We start from the raw sequence: 24,397 nt of genomic DNA on the forward strand, positions 1-24,397 counted from the left end.
TTTAAACCCCAATATTTGTCTGGCGGGTTCACCAACAATATTGGCCTAAAACCGATCATCTCGTAAACCCGCCCCCACCCCACGGTAAATCGCAATCTACCTCTTTTAAAATACAAGGGTTAAAGTGCGATCGAATCAATAGTCTCTTGACAAGAATAGCTGCAATTAATATTATGGAACTGAGAAATATCAACAAAAATAGTTCAATGCAACCTTTGAATATGATATCACCTGTGACTGCAACACAACGGGGATTGCGAGAGGTTTATCACAGCGAATACGGCATTCTATATCAGGAAGACTGTCTCAAATTTTTAGGTGCTATTCCCGATGACAGCGCCGATATTGTATTTGCCGATCCGCCATTTAATCTGGGCAAAGATTATGGCACTGGTGCAAGCGATCGACTAAATTCCAGCGATTATCTTGCTTGGTCAAAACAGTGGCTTAAAGAAAGTATTAGAGTGCTGAAGCCTGGGGGAAGTCTATTTATTTTCAATTTACCTAAATGGTGCATTGAATACGGTGCATATTTAAATCAAGAAGGAATGAATTTTCGTCACTGGATAGCTTGTAGAATGCCTAAAGCCTTTCCTCGCGGCAAGAAAATGTCTCCCGCACACTACGGATTGCTTTACTACACAAAAGGCGAACCAGCAGTTTTTAATAAAGTTTATACGCCGATTCAAGTCTGCCGACATTGTGGAGGAGAAATTAAAGATTACGGCGGACACCGCAAAAAATTAAATCCTCAAGGTATTAACTTAATGGATGTTTGGGATGCTCCCGAAGATGTCTGGGAAGATGCTTCAGCAGATATTATCGAAAAAAATCTGTGGACTTTAATTGAGGAAATGTGGACAGATATCCCACCAGTACGACACAGACAGCACAAGAAAAGGGGAGCCAACGAATTAGCTCCAATCATGCTGGAACGCATCATTGCTATGGCATCGCATCCGGGACAAGTTGTAATCGATCCGTTTGGAGGTTCTGGTACTACATTTTATGCAGCAGAGAAGTTGGGCAGGTATTGGCTAGGTACAGAAATCGGCGATATAGAACCAGCAGTCAAGCGGTTACAAGACTTGGCAAATGGAAATGTAGAAAATTGGGAATCAGCAAGGGGAAAGACCAAAAATAAAGCCCAACCAAACGAGTCAATTCAACTAGAGTTGTTTTCTTGAATGCCAAAAATTTTATATTAAAGCGCGACCATCTGTGCCTTTAGTAATTGTAGGTACGCTGCTATCAACGGCATCATGCTCAATTACAAATATGGCCAAAAAACCTTGTTGTATGTTAATAGCACGCCAGACATCAAAGTAAGGCTCTAGTTCCTCATAGTTGCCAATTCGATCGGTCAAATAAGGGTACAGTTTCCGGCTGGGCAAAACTAATGCCGTCCCCAAAAAAATCCCTCGTAAAATACCGAGAACCAGTTTGTTAACCGCACGGTGACTTGATGAGATGTTTCCTGTTTCCCATTCAAAGGCAAATAAATGATTGTCTAAGATTTTGGTAGCATCTACTCGTCCAGGGAATCTCGTTGCAAATCTGATTTTAGTTTCAAGCTGCCATCCAAAATCGTCATGAAGAGCAGCCATACAAGCATTTTTGATAGGTTTGACACCATTCCCGTGCCTGGTTGGATTTATCGTAAAGCTGGATGCACCGACCGGCCAAACGATGGCGTCAATAGCAATCCGTATTTCATTTTTGATAACTCCCCATTCTTGTGATTCCTCAAAGTCACCGTGACTAATAAGTGATACTTCTTGAACTATCTTCACAACGTACTAAGCCTGTTCATTTATACTTGCTCTTAATTCTGTCGGCAATTCAAACTTCCCATCGGCACCTGCTTCAAACTCCATAACTTTCAACACCGCATCCACATTCAGCGGCCCGTAAATATGGGGATACATATCTCCGGCGGCCGGTTCATACTTAACCTCTGCTTGCACTTTTTCCGAATCTATCCACAGCAAAAGTAATCCTGTTTGTCCGATAAAAAACTTATTAGCACTTCTAGTAATTTGCGGGATTGTCGAACAGTGGATGAATCCTTCAGAGTCTAGGGTATCGCCGTGATAGAATTGAAGCTGTTTTGCTTCTTCCCACTGTTGGCTTTTAGCAATGTGAAATATAACGCTCATAAATTGATAAGTTTAACGTAAAACAATCTGTTTTTGGATACCAGGTTTTTTCCAGTATCTGCCGATATTACCTTAGCATGAAATCGAGGCAGAGCCTCTGGATATGCGTTACCAGGCTCTGCCTGGTAACGAGATTTTACAACAGTTTAAATATGCGTTACCAGGTAGAGCCTGGTAACGAAATTTTACAGCAGTTTAAATATGCGTTACCAGGTAGAGCCTGGTAACGAGATTTTACAACAGTTTAAATATGCGTTACCAGGTAGAGCCTGGTAACGAAATTTTACAGCAGTTTAGCAGGCCACGAGTACATCCGATCGCCCTAATACTCTCATATCTTCCTCATCAAGTTCCACAGGCATACCGCTGCGTATTAGTTCTACAAAATCCTCATTAGGGACCATGATGCACAAAGCATACAACCGTTCGCTACCAGTGTTCTCAATTAGGTGGGTGCTGGTGGGTGGCACTAACAAACTATCTCCGGCCCTAATACTAACTGTTTTGCCATCACAGGTTGCTCGCCCTTGTCCCTTGAGTACAAAAAACATTTCTACTGCCAATAAATGCCGATTGGGAGGAGTTTTGCCACCCACATCAAAAATTTCGATGCAAACTGTTAATGAACTATTAGCTGCTGCGGGATCGAAGACGATGGCTAATCTATTAGTATCCCATGGACTAATGCGAAATACTTGGTAGTCTTGGGGAGACTTTGACACGGGAATCATGCACTGATTTGTCATGTTTTTATTATGGTAAATTATCAGTTGTTATGTTTTTAATGTCATTAGCGAGGGAGCCAGAGTCATTAGTTTAGGATTTAGGTATGGGTGGCCAGAAACCGGGTTTTTACGAGAAGACCCGTTACAGGCGACAAAAACTGCAAAAACCCGGTTTCTTTGGTGCTGGTTGTTATGTTTCTGATGTCATTATGACTAATGACTGCTGACTAATGACTGCTGACTAATGACTGCTGACTAATGACTAAGGACTGACTGCTATTTAATTGCTTCTAACATAGCCTGAGAATTAGACAAAAAACCAAAACATTGCTTAACGTTATATAGAGTAGCTTGCCAGCAATAATCTGGCGATGTCGTAGCAGTACAATCTTTGACTAAAATGCAGTCGTAACCGAGGAAATTAGCATCTTGCAGCGTCGCCATCACGCACTGATCCGCGTTGACTCCTGCAAAGAAAAGTGTAGTTTTGCCCAGGTTTTTGAGAATACTATCTAAAGCAGTATCCCAAAAGCCACTCATCCGATATTTATCAACGCAAATATCCTCCGATTTCGGTGTCAATTCATCGACAATTTGCGCCGCCCAACTCCCAGCCGTTAATACAGCAGCACCGTTTTTTGGTAGCGGATCTCCCAAACCTACGCCGTCTCCTGTGGGATTGTAAACGTGACGGGAAGCTGCGCTAATATTGAGTAAATCGGGGCGGTTTCCCCAGTTGATCCAAATAATCGGAATTGCGCGCGATCGCAATTTTGGCAGTAAATTTTGTAAAGGAATAATTGGAGTTCTCGCTGGCGTTACATCTACGCCAATATATGATAGCCAACCGTCGGGATGACAGAAATCATTTTGCATATCGATCACCAACATTGCAGCTTTGGCTAAATCCACACGCAGCGTTTTAGTTTGTGTTTCCAAAGTTACAATTTGGGGAGGCAGTTGGGGGCGGGTGATGTCGGCAATTTTGGCATCAACTTTCCAAGCATTCGGCGGCACGCCCAAGGTACGGAGATTTTCAGGATTCATAGGTTCTATCGCACAAAACTAATTTCAATTTTATCACCATTTTTTTACTTACTAATTTACCAAAGGTGAAGATTTTCAGCTTAATAAATTAACAAAAATTAAACACAGCTATTCTGACATTTTTTTGGGGATTCGATATAATTAAATTGTCCTATCCTAGATTATCGCCAAATCTAGATATCTTAAGGAAAGTTTTATAATAATTCATCTGTAATTCAATATGCTAAAATCCTTGGGGCGCAGCCAGTTTTAGACCAGACCGATCGTAAAATAATAAATAGATGTGAATTCACCAGCAGGGGTCAATCTGTGAGCTTTACAATTCAAAATGTTTTAATTCCCGTTGAGGGGGGTTATGAAACCGCAGAGGTGCAGGTGGTGGATAATTGCATAAGTTCGTTAGCGAAGCCCTCGAAGAGGATCGCACCCAACAACCCCTCTGTTAATTCCCCCCCTTACCAAGGGGAAACCGCCCTTTTTAGTCCCCCCCCTTACCAAGGGGAAACCGCCCTTTTTAGTCCCCCCCCTTACCAAGGGGAAACCGCCCTTTTTAGTCCCCCCCCTTACCAAGGGGGGGATAGGGGGGGTGAAACAGTTATCGACGGCACAAATAAGCTGCTGCTTCCCGGTTTTGTCAACGCCCACACGCATTCTTCCGAAATGTGGCAGCGGGGCATAATTCCCCCTTTGCCGCTGGAATTGTGGATTGCAGAATTGTACGATTTTACCCCTCTCGATACCGAACAAATTTACTTGAGTGCACTGGGAACAGCCGTAGAAACATTGCTATCTGGAGGGACAACCGTAGTCGATCATTTAGTCTTGATTCCCGGACAAGAATTAGAGACTATTGCGGCGGCAGTTCGCGCTTACCAAGAAATTGGAATTCGCGCTTTCATCGGGCCGTTAATTCAAGATGAATCTCTAAAATCGGGAATGCCCGGTGGCGATAGTGGTATCGAGGCATCAGCTTATTTGCGATCGACTCAGGCAACTTTAGATTTAATGGAATCAGCCATAAAACTGTTTCATAAACCAGAATTAGGTGTAAATATATTATTAGCACCGACGGGAATTCAACTGTGTTCTGATGCGTTATTTGAAGGCTGTATCGATTTGAGCGATCGCCAAAATCTTTGCCGCCACGCCCACCTCTTAGAAACCCGCGCCCAGAAACAATTAGCTCAAGAAAAATATGGTTGTAGCGCCGTAGCACACTTGCAACAAATTGGGTATTTGAGTCCCAGAACATCCCTAGCACACTGTGTTTGGTTGGACGATGCAGACATTGCAATTATGGCAGCAACCCAATCCACCGTTGTCCATAATCCCCTCAGTAACCTACGTTTAGGAAGCGGTATCGCACCAATTTTAAAATACCTTAAAGCCGGAGTAAATGTTTCCTTTGGTTGCGACGGTGCCGCTAGCAATGACTCCCAGGATTTGCTAGAAGCGATTAAGATTGGTTCCCTATTGCACAACATCACGGATTTAGATTATAGCCATTGGATTACGCCACGACAGTCAGTAGAAATGGCCTCATTAGGAGGAGCCAAAGGCTTAAATATGGCAGATGAAATTGGTTCTTTGGCGGTAGGCAAACGAGCGGATTTTGTGTTATACGATTTAACGAATTTATCATTACTACCACGGACAGATCCCATTGGTTTACTCATCTTGGGTCGTTCGACTAATGCTGTGCATAGTGTTTGGGTAAATGGTAAACAACTTGTAGCAGAAGGTAAGGTGAAAACAATTGATGTGGATGATTTGAGAAAGGAATTATTCGATCGCAGTCAGTGGACTAGCAAGCGCCAATCAGCAATGGTGACTGAAATTGAGGCACATTACCGCCAAGTGATGAATTTGCCCGATCGCTCAAAGTAAGATAAAATTGAGATCTAGCCTTTGTCAGTAACATGAAGTAGCCAAGGGTAATCGGTAATGGGTAATGGGTAATATGTACAAAAAGTTGATGATTAAACTACACCGATCGCAGAGGATACTGGCTTTAATACTTGTTTGTGCGATCGCCCTCACATCCACCGCCATCTTCTCTCCCCGTGGCTGGGCTCAAACTCCGCCAAAAATGCCTATAAAAACCGAATTGCGCGGCATTTGGCTGACCAACATTGACAGCGATGTCATCTTCTCCCGCAAAAACATAAATGACGCTGTAAATCGCCTAGAAAAACTTAATTTTAATACCATATATCCTACCGTTTGGCAAGGGGGTTATACCATTCATCCCAGCGCTGTAGCCAAACGAGTATTCGGACAATTAAATGACCCAGCACCAGCATTAAAAGGGCGAGATGTTCTCAAAGAAATCATTACAGAAGCACATAAAAAAGGTATCGCAGTAATCCCTTGGTTTGAGTTTGGTTTCATGGCTCCCGCCAAATCGGAATTAGCGAGATTGCACCCCGACTGGCTGGCGAAACGACGCGACGGTTCAACTATTTGGAAAGAAGGTATAGAAGATCGGGTATGGCTGAGTCCTTTTCATCCAGAAGTGCAGAAATTTATCCAAGATTTAGTTGTGGAACTGGTGGCAAATTACGATCTAGATGGGATTCAATTTGACGACCATTTCGGCTTACCGTCAGAATTTGGATATGAACCGCTAACGGTTTTAATGTACCAAAAAGATATCAAACAACCTCCCTCGAACGACTCTCGCGAAACCTTCTGGGTGCGGTGGCGTGCTGACAGAATTAATGACTTCATGGCGCGACTTTTTACTGCTATCAAAGCCCGAAAACAAAAATGTATTGTGGCTTTATCTCCCAACCCTTTTAACTTTGCCTTACCAGCTAGTTTGCAAGACTGGTTTACTTGGGAAAGACGCGGTTACATCGAAGAAATTGTGTTGCAGGTTTATCGCAGCGATATCAAGCGTTTTAATCAGGAACTGGAACGAGAAGAAGTTAAACTTGCTAAGCCTCATATTCCCACGGCGATCGGTATTTTAACTGGTTTGAAAAATAACCCGGTTCCCCTCAAACAAATTCAAGAACAAGTACAAGAAGTGCGAAAACGAAACTTTGCCGGTGTCTCATTCTTTTTCTATGAAAGCTTATCAAATTGGGCCAAAGAAACTCCCGAAGAGCGAAATACGGCATTCCGAGCATTTTTTCCCACAAAAATACAGCGTCCGTCAGTTTAAAATATTGTAGGATGTTTGTAGTCAGGACTTTAGCTCCCAGAAGCAGGAAGCAGGAAGAAGGAAGAAGGAAGAAGAAAGAGAATTCCCAATTCCCAATTCCCAATTCCCAATTCCCCATTCCCAATTCCCCATTCCCAATTCCCCATTCCCAATTCCCAATTCCCAAATTATGAATGTAATTCCCGCGATCGACCTATTGGATGGAAAATGCGTCAGACTCTATCAGGGAGACTACGCGAAGTCGCAAACTTTTAACGACAACCCCGTCGAAGTCGCCAGACAGTGGGTAAATCAAGGCGCAACCATGCTGCATTTAGTAGACCTCGACGGTGCCAAAGCAGGTCATCCCGTCAACCAGGCAGCCATTGAAGCCATTGTCAGAGCCGTTGATGTTCCCTGTCAAGTAGGTGGCGGAATGCGCGATCGCACTTCCGTGGCTGCTATCCTTAATTTAGGCGTTCGGCGGGCAATTCTCGGCACTGTCGCTGTCGAAAAACCGGAATTAGTCGGTGAATTGTGCAGCGAATTTCCCGGTCAAATTCTGGTCGGCATTGATGCCAGAAATGGTAAAGTTGCAACTAGAGGCTGGCTAGAAACATCGGAAGTTTTAGCAACAGAATTAGCACAGCAAATGGCAGAATTAGGTGCTGCTGAAATTATTTATACCGACATTCACCGCGATGGTACAATGGAAGGGCCGAATTTGGAATCTTTGCGCGAAATTGCCAATGCTATTTCGATTCCGGTGATTGCTTCCGGTGGTGTTAGTTCCATCGCAGATTTGTTGAGTTTGTTAGCCTTGGAAGCAATTGGTGTCAAAAGTGCGATCGTTGGTAGAGCGATTTATACTGGAGATATCTTGCTAAAAGAAGCAATTCAAGCAGTAGGTCAAGGACGATGGCAGGATGTTCCTCCCGATTTGGGTTCTTCAAGTTTTGCTTGAGCTTCATGTTGAGTTAAGTAGCTATAAAATAGCTAGCAGTTATCACTCTGGCAACTCACATTTAACAGCGAACAGTCACCCTAGAATCGTCCTTCTTATCCTCACCTAATTCATGTTTGTGAACCATACAATTACAGCCTTAAGTTCTGGGATGGCATCCCTAGTTGCTCCCATACCTTTGTTAGCAACCGTCGAAGCCGAATATTCTCCCATCGTCCTCAGCGGAGTTTTACTTAGTTTAGTAGTGATTTATCTCGCCAGTAAACTAGGCGCAGAAGTAGCTAGAAACTTCGATTTCCCCCCTGTTTTAGGTGAATTAGTCGCAGGGGTAATTGTCGGAGTATCGGCATTACACCTCATCGTCTTTCCCGAAGCTGGGCTGTCAGCCTCAGACTCTGGGATTATGAGTGTTCTGCAATTAATTAATCATCTCTCCCCAGCCGCCGTCACCAGTATCTTTGAATCCCAGAGTGAAGTCATTTCAGTGTTAGCTGAATTGGGTGTAATTATTCTGTTGTTTGAAATTGGCCTAGAATCGGACCTCAGACAACTTAAGGAAGTCGGAATTCAAGCTGTTGTTGTCGCCTGTGTTGGCGTGGCAGTTCCCTTTGCCGCTGGTACTGCGGGCTTGATGATTTTCTTCCATACTGCGGCGATTCCAGCGATTTTTGCCGGGGCCGCTTTGACGGCAACTAGCATTGGCATTACATCGAAAGTTTTGTCGGAATTAGGACAACTAAAATCTAAAGAAGGTCAAATAATTGTCGGTGCGGCGGTGATTGATGATGTGCTAGGAATTATTGTCCTAGCTGTTGTTGCTAGCTTAGCTAAAACTGGTGAAATTGATGTGGTTAATGTCATTTATTTGATTGTTAGTGCCACTGCTTTTCTGCTAGGTTCGATTCTGTTGGGTGGTTTTTTCAACAAAACCTTTACTGGGGTTGTAGAGACACTCAAAACTCGTGGCAATATTGTGATTCCGGCATTTACTTTTGCCTACTTCATGGCATTTCTGGGTAATGCAATCCATCTGGAAGCGATTTTGGGTGCGTTTGCTGCGGGCTTGGTTTTGGATGAAAGCGATGCGCGCAATGAGTTGGATGAATTGGTGAAACCTATCGCCGATTTACTTGTACCCGTCTTTTTTGTGACGGTGGGAGCACGGGCGGATTTGGGAGTTTTGAACCCCACAGTCCCGGATAATCGGGCGGGACTTTTGATTGCTGTTTTCTTGATTTTGGTGGCGATTATTGGCAAGCTAGTTACAGGCTGGGTGGTTTTTGGTCAGCCGGGAATTAATCGATTGGCGATCGGAGTTGGGATGATTCCTCGCGGTGAAGTCGGGTTAGTTTTTGCAGGCATTGGTTCGGCGAGTGGGGTTCTTGATAAACCATTGGAAGTGTCGATTATTATCATGGTGATTCTAACAACATTTTTAGCCCCGCCATTTCTGCGGATTGCTTTTGGTGATTCCGTGGAACCGCCTGGGGAGGGGGAACCTTCTAAGGTCATATAGGACTTAAGGACTCCGACAAAGAAACCGGGTTTTTATTAAATTTGTGGACCGGAACGAAGTATTTTGGTAAAAAACCCGGTTTCTCGACTTCATAAGTAGAAGGAAGAAGGAAGAAGACTTATGCAGTCAGCTTTTCGGTCATTCGTATTTTACGTTTAATTAAGTGGATTTACTTATCAATTCCGATTCTACCGAATTTGATATTATAGGAATCGCCTTAACAGCCTTGGCGATTCCTATACCAGAGCCCCGACTTCTTAAAGAAGTCGGGGCTCCCTAGCCACCGTCTTGGCTGTCGCTATATTTGCCACAAATTAAACACAGTAGTTTCAATCCGGTGGTACTGAATTTTATTCCCTAGAACCTCCCTCAGTTAATGTTGACGCAGCCTGAGATTTTTCTCCGATAATTTCATGATTTTTATCCTCCAATGAATTCGACTGTTTCTCCCCTTTAATTTCAAATTGCCGATTTTTCAACTTAACTTTACCAGCCGAACTTTTAGCCTGAATTTTCTCGCCCACACCTTTAGTCTTAACTTCCCCTTTAGCACCTTTTGACTTAACCTTCACTCCAAAACCTTGAGATTTATTGCCTTTAGCCGCTGGGGATTTTTCTTCCGTTGCAGGCTTCTTAAACTCCTCGTCTAACTGGTCTAAAATTTCCTCTTGTTCGGGAGTATGTTCCGCTGCTTCCTCTACATTTCGGGGATTGTATTCATCCACCAACCGGGCTAACAATTCCGAAATTGACATACCCGCTGCGGCTGCTTTTTTAGATAAAAGAGCGTAGGTGTCCGTTTTAATCTTAATTTGTTTGAGCCGCAGTTCGGGATTGTTGTCAACCGTTTCGCTAATAGTAACTGCGGTAATCTTTTCTTTTGGCACTACATCCACAACTTCTTGCCATTTCTCCTCCAAATGACAGTCGCCATATTGGTCGGTGACTGCGTGTTTAAACAAAGGGACAACCTGAGCAACGCAGCTAGGCAAAATATCAAATCCGGCTTTAATTAAGCGCAGACAAATGCCAGCAGCTTTGATGATTTGCGTACAGTAAAAATACTGCCTACCTAATGCTTGTTCGCAATATTTTTTAAAGGTTTTGAACAGGTCTTTATACAATCGCAGTCTTCGGATAGCATCCAGCATGATTCCTTGGCGCACGTAGTCTAGGAATCCCCTTTTTATTTCGCCAGTTAGGTATTCTAAATCGTGAAAGGGTGATTGATTCTGGATTTCTTCTTCAAAGTCTAGAAGGGGGCCTGCAAAGTGAAAGTTGAAGGCGACATCGCCTACATAGAAGTTGTCCGTGGATGTGGGCATAATTGGGAATAGTTCGAGGAAGGGAAGAATATCACAGAATTAGTGCGATCGCCAAGTACAGAAAAGTTTTTGTGTTAATGTTTAATACTTTGATACAATAAACCAAAGCGTTTCCACCGTCCGGCTACACAAGCCAACTTTCCGTTGTCCTATATTTAAAAGCATACTTGTAAAACTTGATCTTGTAAACAAGTTTGCTTGTAAATTTCTATGATATGTCTAAAAAGAAACAAGCTCAAGATTCCAAAGATATACCAGCACTGCAAATATTGCGAGAAGCTGCTGGTTTGTCACAATCGGCTTTAGCCAAGCAAATTCCTGACAAAACGGGCGCAAAAACTCTAACTCAGCAAGCAATCAGCAACTGGGAACGGGGAATAGACGAACCTGAACTCACAATTGTTCAAATGAAAGCCCTTTGCGAAGCCCTAGGAAAAACGCTGAACGATTTACCTAATGACTTAGGCCCACCAAATCGTGACTGATATCAAATCCGATCGCGATCGCACTTGCAATAAGTCTTAACTTGTTAGAAGCGGCTACAACTTCATTTTTAACTGATAACAACTGTCAGCGAGTTTAGTCAGTTCGTCCAAGCCCCAGGTCTCCCGATCGTTCAAAAGTTCCGTTAGTTGCTTCGGGATGGCTTCTAAACCTAGAAATGCCCCGCTGATGGCACAAGCCATTGCTGCGGTGGTATCCACATCGCCACCAACGGCGATGCTAGTGCAGAGAGTTTCCCAGTAATCTTCAGGCGTTCTCAAAAACGCATATAAACTCCATAAGACGCTACCGACGACAAAGGGCGAAATTCCTTGCCAAGAATGCTGGTAGTTTAACGGTAGTCCAGCTTTAGAAATCAGCTCTACCGCTGACTCTGGGGGCAATTTGACCAACTCAATCAAATCTTTCAGCAAAGCGGCAAAGGAAGAATCAACTTCTGCTACCCATTCGCTCAGTTGGCCCAGGAATGGCTCAGTTTCAATAGTGTCAGATTGAAGGGCGATCGCGACAGCCCCGGCGATCGCCACAGCACCCGCAGAACACCGCGAGTCTTGATGGGTAATGCGCCCTTGATCGCAAGCAGCTTGTATGAGCTGAGACGGGCGATCGTAGAATATTAAGCCGATCGGTCCTGCCCTCATAGCACTACCATTACCAGCACTGGGAGCAGGAGTGCCAGCTTCTTGCCAAGCAACGCCCCGAATCAGCCGGTTTGCAGCTTCTTCAGTCGATCGACCCCGCCCGACAATGCGTTCTTGAGCGAAAATGTCAGCAATACGAGTCGCGTAGTCGCTGGGGTCGAATTCGCCACAAGCGAGATAGCTTTGGAGGAGTTCGCGGGCGAGTTGGGAATCGTCGGTATATTGACCAAAGGGGAAGCCGAAGCGATCGCGATCTTTAATTTTTTTAAGTCGAACTTCGTAGGTGACAAAGTTTTGGCAAACTTCGGGAGGATAGCCTTCTACTCTACAGCCTACAGCGTCGCCAAGGCACTGACCGATCAAGCAGCCTCTAAATTGTTCTAGACGCGGTACAATCATTTATCTGGCTTTAAGTACGTTTATCCAATCTTATGTTAAATCCCCGACTTTTCTAAGAAGTCTGGGGTCGGGGTATTCTATTTTTTATTTCCCATAATATATGGAGCAATATAACTATGTCCCGCCTATTTCCCACTCTATTTTTTACTTTATTCTTACTATTTCCCACTACCACTCTCGCTCAAATCGTCCCCGATCGCACTTTGGGAACAGAAAACTCCCGCACAGTCTCCGACACCATCAATAACCTACCATCAGACCGCATAGAAGGCGGTGCAACTCGCGGCCCTAACTTATTTCACAGTTTCCGCGAATTCAACGTCGGTGAAGGCAGAGGAGCCTATTTTGCCAATCCCAACGGCATTGCTAACATTTTTACCCGCATCACAGGTGGCAATCCTTCCAATATTTTAGGAACATTAGGAGTACAAGGAAACGCCAACTTATTCTTACTCAACCCGCAAGGAATTATCTTTGGTTCCAATGCGCGGTTAGATTTACGCGGGTCATTTTTAGGCTCAACTGCTGATAGTATTGTTTTTAATAATGGCTTTGAATTTAGTAGCAAAAACCCTAGGACAGTACCATTATTAGCGATTAATATTCCTGTGGGCTTGAGATTTCGAGACAATCCCGGCACAATTGTAAACTCTTCCCAATCAATTGGCCCCACACCAACCTTACCGCCACTGACTATAGAAGTTCCTGTTTCTAACAAACTTGGTTTAGCAGTAGATCCAGGTCAAACTTTAGCCTTAATTGGTGGAGACATTCAACTGCAAGGAGGAAATTTAACAGCTTATAGCGGACAAATTCTTCTGGGAAGTGTGAAGAGTCCAGGTTTAGTACAATTTGAACTAACGGCTTTGGGTCTGAATTTAAACTACAGCAATATTCATAACTTTGGCAATATTGAAATGAACGGTGCATTGATAAATACCAGCGGATTAGGAGGTGGCAAGGTTGATATCAGAGGTGGAAATATCACTCTCAACGGTTCTGGAATTTATGGACTGACACTAGGAAATATGGACGGCAGAGGCATCGACATCAATGCCCAAAACTTGCGACTACAAGAGGGGTCACAAATTTTCACCACGACACTGGGAGATGGGAAAGGGAGCAATATCAACATCCACGCTACTGACTCAGTAGAAATGTTCGGGTTGGGAATTGAGGGCTATCAGCAGCTTACAGAAAATTTTCAGACATCTGGAACAGGCAACCCCTTTGTTTCGCAAATTGTTCTGTTCACTAGCACTATTGGCAGTGGAGCCGCAGGAGACATTAACATTGAAGCCGGACGGCTGTTGATGAGCAATGGGGTAGTGGCCGGTGCCCCCACCTTTGGTGCTGGGAATGGCGGAAATCTGACTATCCGCGCCAACAACGTCGAACTCGTTAGTTCGACGCTCTATAACGGCACAACGAACGCAACCACTGGTCAAGGTGGAAACATTACTGTTGAAGCCCAACGGTTAATACTGCGCGATGGCGGTGCTTTTGCCAGCTTCAGTCTTAGTGATGGAGCATCGGGGAATATCGCGATTAAAGCGAGTGAATCTGTGGAATTGTCGGGGAGTCTCCCTGTAGGTTTAGGGCAAACTAGGCTCGGTACGAATACTTTTGAGGGGAATGGAAAAGGTGGGGATATTAGCATCGACACTAAACGGCTAACTGTTTCTAATGGAGCCACAATTAGTTTAACGACGGGTGCTATTTTTGGCGAAGTCGTGTTTTATACAAGTGGGGGGACGGGAGGAAATTTAACTGTGAGAGCCTCCGAGTCTATAGAAGTAAGCGGCGAGTCAAGATTTTTGGGGAATGCGGGCTATGTAGCAAGTTCTTTTGTTACTCAAACTGCAAGTTCTGGTAGAGGTGGAGATATCCGCCTCTCAACACCTAAACTAACTGTGCAGAATGGCGGCGTTATTTCTGCGGCTTCTCTGGGTATAGCAGATGCCGGAGATATTACAATTAATGCCGATCGCGTAGAAGTGCAAGGTATTGGGAGTAACAGTCGGTTGAGGAGTGCAATTGAGGCCTCGGCTGGTAGGGCGTTTAATGCTGTCAATTCCACTGCTAGCGGAAATGCAGGCTCGTTGAATTTGAATGCTAGTCAATTGATCCTTCGGGATAGTGCAGTGGTTAATGTTCAATCTTCAGGAACAGGTAGGGCTGGCAATATTAACGTTGTAGCTAACTCGATCGCCCTTGACAACAAAGCCAGCATTGATGGTACAACTGTATCTGGTACGGGAGCAAATATCAACCTGGAAGCGCGATCCATCCAGTTGCGCCGCGGCAGCAGAATTACCACTGATGCAGGTATTTCTGACGGTGGAAATATCAGAATTAATAGCGATATTTTGGTAGCTCTACCGCGAGAAAATAGCGACATTACAGCCAACGCTCGCACAGCTAGGGGCGGACAAGTTGCGGTTAATGTCCCGAATATCTTTGGCTTTACTACCATTAACCGAGAACAAGCTAGAAACACTTTAGGACTGAATGATGCGGAATTTGCCAATTTACAAGTAAATCCCACATCTTTAATTCCCACTAGCGATATCGCCGCCATTTCTCAACAGGCTGGCCCGGCCTTGCAAGGTGCGGTAACATTTAGCACTGCTGGTGTAAATCCCGCTCAAGGTTTAGTAGAACTACCTCAAAATGTTGTCGAGCCGGCTGCATTAATTGTGGCTAATCCCTGCATACAAGGAGCGGGAAGTGAGTTTACTATCACTGGTAAAGGAGGAGTACCAGCCAACCCTAGTGATGTGCTTAATAGCGATTCTACCCAGTTTAGTTGGGTGGAACCAGCCAGAGGTGAAAGTCAGAATCTACAGGGTAAAAAAGCGGAAATAAAAATGCCACCACCAGCAGTTATTCCTGCTCAAGGTTGGGTGATGGATGCTCAAGGGCAAGTGACGCTGGTAGCATCTAATTCAATCGCTCAAGTTCCACAGCGCCAGAGGCGAATTTTGCCTGTTTGCCCGGAACGCTGAAATGGGGTTGATATCAAATCCGTTGGTATCGTCCTCTACTCATCTCCCTCTTCTCGGACTCTGCGGCCTCTGTGGTCTCTGCGGTTTAATCATTCCGAAACAACCATAACGTGAAAGGACACGGCACTGCCGTGTCCCCACAAATCTCACCCGAAATTAACCAGGTTGGCGATTACTTAATGAACAGCATTTCCTGATAAGTAGGCAACGGCCACAACTCATCAGCAATTTCACCTTCTAAAGCATCCGCATACTGGCGAACCTCATCCATCAAAGGACGAATTGTTTGCGAAGCATACTGCATATGCTCTTCTGTCGAAGCAAAATCATGATTGCTCAAAGCATCAGTCAACTTGCTAGTACAATCCATCATCGATTTAAGCAGGGTGGCTACCTTTTGGGCAGTTTCTTTATCTAAGTCAATGCCAATTTCTTTCAAACCAGCAATAGTGTTAGAAAGATCCGACAAATAACTCACCGCTGCTGGATAAATCAGGGTTTTTGCCATGCTGACTACCAGTTTCGCTTCAACTTCAATTGCCAGCAAATACTGCTCTGCATAGACATCGAAACGGCTTTCCAATTCAACAGGAGTCAACACACCTGTCTTTTCAAACAAATCTTCAATGTATTCTGCTTTCAACACGGGCAGAGCATCGGCAGTAGTCCGCAAGTTGGCTAAACCGCGTTCTTCCACGGCCATTTTATGCCATTCTTCAGAATAGCCATTGCCACCGAATACTACTGCACCATGCTCGTCCATGACTTCTTTCAGGGCGTTTTGGATGGCAGCATTTAGTTCAGTTCCTTTTGCCAAATCGCTTTCTAACTTGTTAGCAACCCAGTCCAAAGAATCTGCCAGAATTGTATTCATCGCCACCAAGGGGCCGGAAACAGATTGACCGGAACCTACAGCACGGAATTCAAAACGGTTGCCAGTAAAAGCAAAGGGCGATGTCCGGTTTCTGTCGCCGGCATCTTTTACGAAAGTAGGCAGTGTTTCTACGCCTAAATTCATGATTCCGCGACCTTGAGAACCCTTAATTCCGCCCTGGCGAATTTGATCGAAGATATCTTCTAATTGCGAACCCAAATAGACAGAGATAATCGCTGGCGGAGCTTCATTGGCACCCAATCTGTGGTCGTTGCTGGCAGTTGCAACTACGGCGCGCAACAAAGGGCCGTATTTGTGTACGCCGCGAATTACAGCACCGCAGAACACTAGGAATTGTATGTTGGAGTGCGGTGTATCGCCTGGGTCTAACAAGTTGCCTTGGGTGGCGTTACCGACTGACCAGTTGACGTGTTTGCCGGAACCGTTAATGCCTGCAAAAGGCTTTTCGTGGAGTAAGCAAATAAAACCATGTTTCTTCGCGGTGTTGCGCAGAATTGTCATGGTTAATTGTTGGTGGTCGCTGGCAACGTTGGCTGCTTCAAAAACTGGTGCAATTTCAAATTGACCTGGTGCTACTTCGTTGTGGCGGGTTTTGGCGGGAATTCCGAGGCGATACATTCTTTCTTCTACTTCTTGCATGAAGATTTGAACGCGCTCTGGAATTGCTCCAAAATAGTGGTCGTCAAATTGCTGACCTTTGGCTGGAGGTTTGCCAAACAGGGTGCGACCTGCTAACAGTAAATCGGGACGATTGTTGGCAAAGTTGGCATCTATTAGGAAGTATTCTTGTTCGGCACCGCAACTGGAATTTACGGGAGCAACTTCGGTATTTCCTAATAGTTTCAAAACGCGGGTTGCTGCTTTGTTCATTGCGGCAATGGAACGCAACAGCGGTGTTTTCTTGTCTAGTGCTTCGCCTGTCCAGGAGATGAAAACAGTGGGAATGCACAATGTCATGCCGTTGTCTGTTTCCATGACATAGGCAGGGCTGGTGACATCCCAAGCTGTGTATCCGCGAGCGGCGGCGGTGGAACGGATGCCGCCGTTGGGGAAGGAGGAGCCGTCTGGTTCACCTTGTACTAGCAGTTTGCCGGCAAATTCTGAGATGACTGAACCATCGCTTTGTACAGAGATGAAACCGTCGTGTTTTTCAGCGGTGCTGTTGGTGAGCGGATAAAATACGTGAGCGTAGTACAATGCTCCTTTGGAAATAGCCCAGTCTTTCATGGCTACCGCAACTACGTCAGCTACGGATTCGTCGAGTTTTTTGCCGGTTTGAACTGTATTTTTTACTGATTTAAAAATACTTTTGGGCAGACTCTCTTGCATCTTGCTGAGAGTGAAGACATCTGTTGCCCACATATCTTCTAGTCGTTTCGCAGGCTGGGTAGGTGTCAGTGGGCGGTTGACAATTTGGGAAATTGCTTGAACGCGCGATTCGTTTCCACTCATGATAGTTTTTTGTTGTTGATTTGGGGACAAGTAGTTTTGAAAAGATACGGCTTAGGAACAGCCAGTTTTTAGTGAGGATGTTAGTCCTTTTTCTTGTTTTATAATCATGGCTTTAGTCCTGACTACAAACAAGTTTTATTACGGGTGGTTAGAGCGAGGTCCGATCGCCCTGACACTATCCTGACACTATATTGATGACAATCCAGTGTCAGATGCGGTTGGATATCGGTTATTAACAAAACAATAGATGGCAAGAGCGTGTACTAAATTTGGTCAATATCATTGATATCAACTTGGCACAGATTTAGTACCTAATTTTTACCCTGGTAAGATCAAAAATTTTGTGCCTGAGGTTTTGGAGAATTATCGAAAATACACAATCCACACTTGGAGAGTGTAAGCAATCATTAATTAAATAAATGTATTGTAGAATACAGAATATATTTTTTTGGCACAATGGTTGTAGATACCTTTCGGCGAGATGTCTCTGGCTTCTGTAGGGCGGTTGCTAGACGGTGGGGTTGAGGGTGGGTAGCCAGGGAATATCCGTAAGGCTGGGTTCGTAGCCAAGTTGTTTAATCAGTGTCGTCATTTGTCCTGGATATCGATAGACCATTCTAGAATTTGCCGATCGATAATATATATAGTCGCGTCTGGTCCGGGGACCAAACCTGATGTTACATTCGGCTGTAAGGATTTGATTAAACCGGATTACAGACTTGTTTCTTGATAGGAATATGAATCACAAACTCCGCCCCTCTTCCCGCAGTTGAAAAAAACATGAGCTTACCGCCATGTTTTTCAGTGATAATCTGGTAACTAATCGCCATTCCCATTCCTGTGCCCTTCCCAATGGGTTTTGTGGTGAAGAACGGATTAAATATTTGTTCTTGAATTTCTTCGGGAATTCCTAATCCCGTATCTGCGATCGCAATTTGTACCCATTTTGCATCAACCACTGATGTAGAGATAGTAATCTGACTAGCATTTTCTTTTATTTCTGGAACCGTTCGTTTTTGATTTAATTCTTCAATGGCATCAATAGCATTGACCAGAATATTCATAAACACCTGATTAAGTTGTCCGGCATAGCACTCCACCCGTGGCAAATTACCGTAGTTCCGAATCACCTGAATCTCTGAGTTTTCCGGATGATTTTTCAGACGATGCTGCAAAATGAGTAATGTACTATCAATTCCTTCATGAATATCGACTGACTTGAGGTGAGCTTCGTCCATTCGCGAAAATATCCGCAAAGACAGGACAATGTTACGGATGCGTTCTGTTCCTAGCTTCATAGAAGTCACAATTTTGAGCAAGTCTTGCTGCAAAAAAGCTAGGTCTATTTCATCTGCCTCGCCTTGAATTTCAGCTACCGGATTTGGGTAGTGCTGCTGATAAAGTTGCACGATACTCAACAGGTTTTGAGCATATTCGTCCAAGTATTTTAAGTTGCCGTGGATGAAGTTGACTGGATTATTAATTTCATGAGCTACTCCTGCTACAAGCTGCCCTAGGCTAGACATTTTTTCAGCATGAACGAGTTGGGCTTGAGTGCGTTTAAGTTCGCTCAAAGTCTGTTCTAACTGACGCTTTTCTTTAACTTCTTTTTGGGAATTTTCTAGGTCGTTGATAATTTGCCGGAGCAAAGATTCTTTTTTTTGATTCGTTTGCTCTAGTTCTTGGCAAGTTGTCTCCGATCGCTCTAATTTTTTGCGTAAAATGCGATTTTCTTTTTCAAGCTGCTTAATTATTGCCCTAAGGTCTATTTCTTCTGACTGCATCTTAGGCTTCTCCGATTAGCAAAGTGACAAATGTTTCATTATGAAAATAAGAGATACCCCTAGCTTCTAAGGGGGAAATTTCCCCATTGGTGTAAAAGCCACAACTGGGCAAGGATTTGGTCAAACAGGTCTGAGTTAGTGCATATTCTTCTTTAGTGCGAGTACCTAAAACTTGTCGCCTACCGCAACAGGAAAAATACAAAGCAGCAGCAGGTTCTTTACCGGGATAATTCTGTAAGGCTTGCATCATAGATGTTCGAGATGCAGATAGAATACTATCATGGGTGGCTTCGGAAATTTGAACGATCGCCTGTTCTGGAACATCCCCAAAAAAGGTCACGCTACCAACTGCTGGATCGTAAACTCCGTTAGATGCTCGCACATAGTAATTAGTTTCATTGATATCAAACACGGCTAGAGGATATTCTGTGGCTGGCATCCTTTTCCCCAAATAGTGCTGATAAAACTCTAGAGCAGGTTTACTATCGATTTCGTAGACTACATTTTGAGAAGCTTTGGTAACTTTACCTCGCTTACCAACCGGATTCCACCCACTAGCAACACTATGAGAAAAGAGGATCGATCCCGATATTAAAATAATGGGAATTGCATCGCTATAAACTTCTGTTTTGTAGAACTGATAAGTTTTTTTGAACTGCCACTGATCCGCCGTGAGTCCGCCCAAAATAGGTACTTTTCCCCCTAAAGCTTGATTCAAGCTATCTAAAATCAAAACGGCGCTGGTGGTGAGACTTTCTGGCAAAGTAATACAGAGTTTAATCGGTTCTGTATGACCTGTTGTTGCTTGAACAATAGCGGTTTGAATGGCGCAGTTCAAGTCCTGGGAAATGTCTCGTCCAATTCCAGCACGAATAGTGATGTTGTCCGAACAAAATAGCATCAGAGTGAGGGAATCCTGCTCAAATCCTAGAACAGAAGACATCTCTCCATCGGTTGTGCCACCAATTAGCTCAATTCCCGGATATGTCAGATTAATTTGATTTAAGATGAGAGTATGTTCAAAGTCAATGGCTGCAAACAGTATAGCCGCTTGAGGTGATGCTCCTGACAGGGATTGCTGGCATTGCTCTAGGACTTCTGTTATGGCGGAGAGAGAGTCAGGGTCGTTGCTATGACCAACCACTGTTTTTAACATGGGTTTACTCCAATAATTGTACTGTCAGTAAAAATTTACAGGTAACAGCTATGCCTCAGTGAGAATACTTATAAGCCGATGCTTGTCAATATAAATACAGCAAAAATTCCTCGGAATTAAAATTTTAAAATAATCTTATCATACTGCTCGACTGAAAATTAGCACCGATCGCACTTTTGTTGAAAATCTGGGAATGGGAGATGGGAAATGGTGTTGGGGGCGATCGCCTAAATTCTGATTTGTTCACAGCTAATGCAAGGTCACATCTATAATTTGTTATCATAGATTAGTTGGAAAAAGTGAATTGTATGATACTTTTAAAATTATTACCGATCGCCCTGGTATGCTTAAACTCTATCATCGGAGGCGATGCAGTAGCACAGTCGGCGAAACCAGGTAGACAGATCGGGCAGGCGATGGATTGCGATCGCGACGGACAACAAGACGACATCCGCATGGATGATGATGGTGATGGCATACCCGATCGGTGTTTGCTGAACCAAATTAGACCTGTAATCAATCGGGCTAATTACGATCGAGAGTTGAAACAACTTCAGGCTAAACCCTGTCAAAAAGCCACAAAAACTGTCAAAAATGTTAGCTACATGATGTGTTCCACCGATGGTGGTAAAACCATTGTCAGTGCATCGGAAGCCCTGCTGGAAGCGGGAGATGGAGTGGGATTTTGGCTAAAAGGCGATCGGGTTAGGGCGATCGTCTTTTTTGGTTCCGGTGATGTTGTTTTCTTCAATGGTGGAGTGTTGGAATCACAGATGTCAGATAAAGGGGAAGTTACAACTGTTTTTACTGCGGATGAACGGCGGCAGTTTGAGGGATTAGAAAGGGAAGGAGTACGTCGAATTTTGCAAGTATTTGGGCGGTAAGCTGTCACGCATTTAAATTGCATATTTAGGGCGGGCGGGACGCCCACCCCACAACAATTAAATTGTTTTTTGACATTCAATTTAAATGCACAACAGCTTAGTAGGTTAAGAGATTTCTTAAATGCACAGTTAACAGTTAACAATCACCGACCGTGCAACCGGAAACGATATTTCTTCCTTTTGCCAGATGACAACCCTTAACTCCTCGCAGCAAAATCGATAATATTTCGAGTCAGAGTGTATGCCGCAATACTTCGGAAAACTGCAAACAACAGAACAGCCTTGGTCAATAATCGGCGCAGTAGAATCGATCGATAAGAGCGATCGCACAATTCACTTCAACTGTACCAATTCCGCTCTCAAAATCAGCGTACTCGCACCCAATTTAATCCGAGTGCGAATGTCGCCAAACCCCCCCCAACCCCCCCTTGCTAAGGGGGGGCAAGAAATTATAGACCAACCCCCCCTTAGTAAGGGGGGGCAAGAAATTCAATCTCAACCCCCCCTTGCTAAGGGGGGGCAAGAAATAAAATTATCACCCCCCCTTAGCAAGGGGGGGCAGGGGGGGGGTCAAAGCAAATTGCACTCAGTAACTCTCCCTGACGAAAAATGGGAAATCGTACCTTTTGAAGTGCGAGAAACAGCAGAAAAAATCGAAATAGAAACAGCACAAATAACACTTGCTGTCAAGCGCGATCGCACTTCCATCGAATGCTTTGACAAATCGGGAAAACCCTTTGCTAGCGACTGCGATCGCCCCATGGGATGGCGCGCGGGCGCAACTGCTGGCTGGAAGCGCATCGAACCCGACGAGCACTTCTACGGTTTCGGCGAACGCACGGGCTTGCTGGACAAACTCTCCGAAGTCAAGACAAACTGGACAACAGACTCCCTCGACTACAATTCCCTCACCGATGAAATGTACCAGGCGATCGCATTTTACATCGCCCTGAATCCCGATCGCGCTTACGGCATCTTTTTCAACACCACATTTTGGAGTCAATTCGATATCGGCGCCGAAAAACCGGGCGTTTTGCGGATGGAAACCAGAGACACGGAACTCGACTACTACATCATTTACGGCCCCGAACCCGCCCAAATTCTCGCCACCTACACCCAGTTAACCGGTCGGATGCCACTCGCGCCAAAATGGGCGCTAGGATACCACCAGTGCCGCTGGAGCTACGAGTCAGAGGACGTTGTGCGCGAGTTGGCTAAGGAATTTCGCGATCGGGCGATTCCCTGCGATGTCATCCACCTCGACATCGACTATATGCGCGGCTACCGGGTGTTTACTTGGAGCCCCAAGCGTTTCCCCGATCCCGCTAAACTGATCGCAGATTTGAAAGCAGCGGGTTTCAAGGTGGTGACAATTGTCGATCCCGGTGTCAAGTACGAACCGGAAGCAGATTACGAAATATTCGATCGCGGTGTGGAAAACGACTATTTCGTGCGCACCGCCGACGGAAAGCTTTTCCACGGCTACGTTTGGCCCGATAAAGCGGTATTTCCCGACTTCCTGCGCCCAGACGTGCGCCAGTGGTGGGGGGAATTGCACCAAAGCCTGACTGATATGGGTGTTGCGGGGATTTGGAACGATATGAACGAACCTGCGATCGCAGAAAGGCCTTTTGGCGATGGCGGCGAACACATTTGGTTTCCGCTGGATGCACCGCAGGGCCCCGATGACGATCGCACAACCCACGCCGAAACCCACAATTTGTATGGGTTGATGATGGCGAAAGCTTGTGCTGAGGGGTTGCAGAAGTTGCGGGGCGATCGGTCTTTTGTGCTGACGCGATCGGGTTTTGCGGGGGTACAGCGGTACTCGTCGGTGTGGATGGGGGACAATCAATCGCTGTGGGATCACTTGGAAATGTCGATGCCGATGCTTTGCAACATGGGGCTTTCCGGCGTTGGGTTTGTCGGCTGCGACATCGGCGGTTTTGCGGGGAATGCAACCGCTGAATTGTTCGCGCGGTGGATGCAGGTGGGGATGCTGTATCCGTTGATGCGCGGTCATTCGGCGCTGAGTACGGCCCAGCACGAACCGTGGGTTTTTGGCGATCGCACTGAGAAGATTTGCCGGGAATACATCAATTTGCGCTATCAGTTGTTGCCTTACATTTACACGTTGTTTTGGGAAGCTGCGACTACGGGAACGCCGATTTTGCGACCGCTACTGTATCACTTTCCGCGCGATCGCACAACTTATCACCTTTACGATCAAGTATTGCTCGGCCCGTCGCTGATGGCTGCACCCGTTTATCGGCCTGGAGTTGAGCATCGCGCCGTGTATTTGCCGGAGGGTAGTTGGTACGATTGGTGGACGGGCGAATGCTATCAGGGCCCGACGCACATTTTAGCCCATGCGCCTTTGGAGAGAATGCCGCTTTACGTGCGGGGTGGGGGGATAATTGCGATCGCGCCTGTGAGGCAATTTGTCAGCGAAGAACCGCTTGATTCATTGAAAATACGAATTTGGCACGGAACTGGTGAATGGACGCTTTATGAGGACGATGGACACAGTTTTGAACATGAAAAAGGTGTCTGGGCTACGACTAATTATCAGGTGTATTTTGAAGGGGAAAGGGCGATCGTTGAAATTGCGGCGCGGGAGGGGGAATTTGCGATTTGCGATCGCGAAGTTACTGTAGAAGTTGTTGGGATTGGGGAACAGCGATTTACGGATGATGGTACGGTGCGGCGTTTGATATTTTAGGCAATTTTCTCAACCATATCCGTAGGGACACAGCAGTGCTGTGTCCTCGTATCTCAACCAGATCCGTA

18 protein-coding genes are annotated in these 24,397 nt (G+C 45.1%); 9 read left to right on the forward strand and 9 right to left on the reverse strand.

The window, feature by feature from the left end; translation table 11 throughout:
* Positions 1–173 precede the first annotated feature (173 nt).
* On the forward strand, positions 174–1,187 hold the full coding sequence (locus tag AAFP11_RS01470; protein WP_341735415.1) for a site-specific DNA-methyltransferase: 1,014 nt from the start codon (positions 174–176) through the stop codon (positions 1,185–1,187).
* Between the two features lie 12 nt (positions 1,188–1,199).
* Here the strand turns inward: AAFP11_RS01470 and AAFP11_RS01475 are convergent, their stop codons facing one another.
* The 4 genes from AAFP11_RS01475 to AAFP11_RS01490 form a co-directional block, all read right to left on the reverse strand.
* The gene (locus AAFP11_RS01475) at positions 1,200–1,793 is read right to left on the reverse strand and encodes a restriction endonuclease (RefSeq protein ID WP_341733041.1); all 594 of its coding nucleotides are present in this window, start codon (positions 1,791–1,793) and stop codon (positions 1,200–1,202) included.
* Between the two features lie 6 nt (positions 1,794–1,799).
* Entirely contained in the window at positions 1,800–2,159 is a 360-nt protein-coding gene (locus AAFP11_RS01480) for a DUF952 domain-containing protein (protein WP_341735416.1), read from the reverse strand.
* A 293-nt stretch (positions 2,160–2,452) separates the two neighbouring features.
* Entirely contained in the window at positions 2,453–2,905 is a 453-nt protein-coding gene (locus AAFP11_RS01485; protein WP_341735417.1) for a cupin domain-containing protein, read from the reverse strand.
* Positions 2,906–3,160: 255 nt separating this feature from the next.
* Positions 3,161–3,931 carry an isochorismatase family cysteine hydrolase gene (locus AAFP11_RS01490; RefSeq protein ID WP_341735418.1) on the reverse strand — a complete coding sequence of 257 codons (771 nt, stop codon included), beginning with the start codon at positions 3,929–3,931 and terminating at the stop codon, positions 3,161–3,163.
* A 309-nt stretch (positions 3,932–4,240) separates the two neighbouring features.
* Between AAFP11_RS01490 and AAFP11_RS01495 the strand changes: the two genes are divergently transcribed.
* From AAFP11_RS01495 to AAFP11_RS01510, 4 genes are all read left to right on the forward strand, one after another.
* Positions 4,241–5,818, forward strand: coding sequence for an amidohydrolase family protein (locus AAFP11_RS01495; RefSeq protein WP_341735419.1), 1,578 nt, complete (start codon positions 4,241–4,243; stop codon positions 5,816–5,818).
* A gap of 88 nt (positions 5,819–5,906) precedes the next feature.
* Positions 5,907–7,100, forward strand: coding sequence for a glycoside hydrolase family 10 protein (locus AAFP11_RS01500; protein ID WP_341735420.1), 1,194 nt, complete (start codon positions 5,907–5,909; stop codon positions 7,098–7,100).
* 169 nt (positions 7,101–7,269) lie between these two features.
* Positions 7,270–8,043: a 1-(5-phosphoribosyl)-5-[(5-phosphoribosylamino)methylideneamino]imidazole-4-carboxamide isomerase gene (gene hisA / locus AAFP11_RS01505; RefSeq protein ID WP_341735421.1), complete on the forward strand. Its 774-nt coding sequence runs from the start codon at positions 7,270–7,272 to the stop codon at positions 8,041–8,043.
* Positions 8,044–8,155: 112 nt separating this feature from the next.
* The gene (locus tag AAFP11_RS01510) at positions 8,156–9,559 is read left to right on the forward strand and encodes a cation:proton antiporter (RefSeq protein WP_341735422.1); all 1,404 of its coding nucleotides are present in this window, start codon (positions 8,156–8,158) and stop codon (positions 9,557–9,559) included.
* A gap of 350 nt (positions 9,560–9,909) precedes the next feature.
* Here AAFP11_RS01510 and AAFP11_RS01515 read toward each other — a convergent pair whose 3' ends face one another.
* Positions 9,910–10,884, reverse strand: a complete 975-nt coding sequence (locus AAFP11_RS01515) for a hypothetical protein (RefSeq protein WP_341735423.1) — start codon at positions 10,882–10,884, stop codon at positions 9,910–9,912.
* 215 nt (positions 10,885–11,099) lie between these two features.
* Between AAFP11_RS01515 and AAFP11_RS01520 the strand changes: the two genes are divergently transcribed.
* The gene (locus AAFP11_RS01520) at positions 11,100–11,369 is read left to right on the forward strand and encodes a helix-turn-helix transcriptional regulator (RefSeq protein ID WP_341735424.1); all 270 of its coding nucleotides are present in this window, start codon (positions 11,100–11,102) and stop codon (positions 11,367–11,369) included.
* Positions 11,370–11,423: 54 nt separating this feature from the next.
* On the opposite strand, the gene AAFP11_RS01525 is transcribed toward AAFP11_RS01520, so the two are convergent.
* Positions 11,424–12,428: an ADP-ribosylglycohydrolase family protein gene (locus tag AAFP11_RS01525; protein WP_341735425.1), complete on the reverse strand. Its 1,005-nt coding sequence runs from the start codon at positions 12,426–12,428 to the stop codon at positions 11,424–11,426.
* 116 nt (positions 12,429–12,544) lie between these two features.
* Here AAFP11_RS01525 and AAFP11_RS01530 point away from each other — a divergent pair, with 116 nt between their 5' ends.
* Positions 12,545–15,436, forward strand: a complete 2,892-nt coding sequence (locus AAFP11_RS01530) for an S-layer family protein (protein ID WP_341735426.1) — start codon at positions 12,545–12,547, stop codon at positions 15,434–15,436.
* A gap of 172 nt (positions 15,437–15,608) precedes the next feature.
* Here AAFP11_RS01530 and AAFP11_RS01535 read toward each other — a convergent pair whose 3' ends face one another.
* From AAFP11_RS01535 to AAFP11_RS01545, 3 genes are all read right to left on the reverse strand, one after another.
* A complete protein-coding gene (locus AAFP11_RS01535) occupies positions 15,609–17,783 on the reverse strand; it encodes a glutamine synthetase III (protein ID WP_341735427.1) in 2,175 nt (724 codons plus the stop codon).
* Positions 17,784–18,484: 701 nt separating this feature from the next.
* Positions 18,485–19,567, reverse strand: a complete 1,083-nt coding sequence (locus tag AAFP11_RS01540; RefSeq protein WP_341735428.1) for an ATP-binding protein — start codon at positions 19,565–19,567, stop codon at positions 18,485–18,487.
* Between the two features lies 1 nt (position 19,568).
* Positions 19,569–20,723, reverse strand: coding sequence for an FIST N-terminal domain-containing protein (locus tag AAFP11_RS01545; protein ID WP_341735429.1), 1,155 nt, complete (start codon positions 20,721–20,723; stop codon positions 19,569–19,571).
* Positions 20,724–21,031: 308 nt separating this feature from the next.
* On the opposite strand from AAFP11_RS01545, the gene AAFP11_RS01550 reads away from it, so the two are divergent.
* Positions 21,032–21,607: a hypothetical protein gene (locus AAFP11_RS01550; RefSeq protein ID WP_341735430.1), complete on the forward strand. Its 576-nt coding sequence runs from the start codon at positions 21,032–21,034 to the stop codon at positions 21,605–21,607.
* Positions 21,608–21,848: 241 nt separating this feature from the next.
* Positions 21,849–24,329: a glycoside hydrolase family 31 protein gene (locus AAFP11_RS01555; protein WP_341735431.1), complete on the forward strand. Its 2,481-nt coding sequence runs from the start codon at positions 21,849–21,851 to the stop codon at positions 24,327–24,329.
* The last annotated feature ends 68 nt before the right edge of the window (positions 24,330–24,397 follow it).

The sequence above is a fragment of the Microcoleus sp. CAWBG640 genome (assembly GCF_020883015.1).
Taxonomy (GTDB): domain Bacteria; phylum Cyanobacteriota; class Cyanobacteriia; order Cyanobacteriales; family Microcoleaceae; genus Microcoleus; species Microcoleus anatoxicus.